This window comes from Pseudoalteromonas sp. SR41-7, from assembly GCF_014163935.1.
GTDB lineage: Bacteria > Pseudomonadota > Gammaproteobacteria > Enterobacterales > Alteromonadaceae > Pseudoalteromonas > Pseudoalteromonas distincta.
This window is the reverse complement of the sequence record NZ_JACJEF010000035.1, coordinates 1-768: the sequence shown is the minus strand read 5'-3', so window position 1 is coordinate 768 and position 768 is coordinate 1. Positions and strand designations below refer to the sequence as shown.

Annotated in this window: 1 protein-coding gene; it reads right to left on the bottom strand. The window is 43.4% G+C overall.

Going from position 1 to position 768, the window contains the following annotated elements; all coding sequences use genetic code 11:
* Nucleotides 1–768, bottom strand: a 768-nt coding sequence (locus H5092_RS20375) for a PQQ-dependent sugar dehydrogenase (protein ID WP_182734870.1), incomplete at both ends; no start/stop codon positions are given.

The following is a 768-nucleotide window of genomic DNA, read 5'->3' as shown; positions in this document are numbered from 1 at the left end:
TGTCATCAACATTAGCTTTGCCTCTTTACCGTCTGTTAATACCGCGACGTTACCTTTATCAGTTATAAGCACATCTCTTAACCTGCCTGCGGCCTTGGGAAACACGTGAGACTGCGTAAATTCACCACTGTCCAGATTAACGCTGTACAGCTTTTTATCGACTAGTGTTGTGATTAGTACATGTTGTTGCAATGAAGGAAAAGCTGCATGTTTAGAGCCGTAATACGCCATGCCTGATGGCGCTATTGATGGCGTCCAATTAACACTTGGTTTTTGCATGCCTTTATATTCGGTAAAGGGTGAAATACGCGCTTGCGAGTAATCTTTACCGTAGGTGATTACCGGCCATCCGTAATTAGTGCCAGCGGTTAAGTAGTTTAGCTCGTCACCGCCTGCAGGGCCGTGTTCGTTGCTAACAATTTGCTGCGTATCGTAATCATAAACTAAGCCTTGAGGGTTACGATGACCAAGTGAGTAGACAGCATGTGCATTTAGGTTTTTATGATAAATAAATGGGTTATCTGTTGGAATGGTGCCATCTAGGTTTATACGTAATATTTTACCAAGTTGGCTGGTGATAACTTGTGCTTGCTCTCTAAAGTCAAACCCATCGCCCGTTGAAACTAATAATGTATTGTCGGGTAAGACAAGGGCGCGTCCTGCGTAATGTTGCGGTGTGTTTTTATCAGTCGCTACTTTATAAATAACGTTAGGCTTTGAAAAGTCAGTGCCATTAAACGTGGCTTTGGCAACAACCAGCCTGTTTGC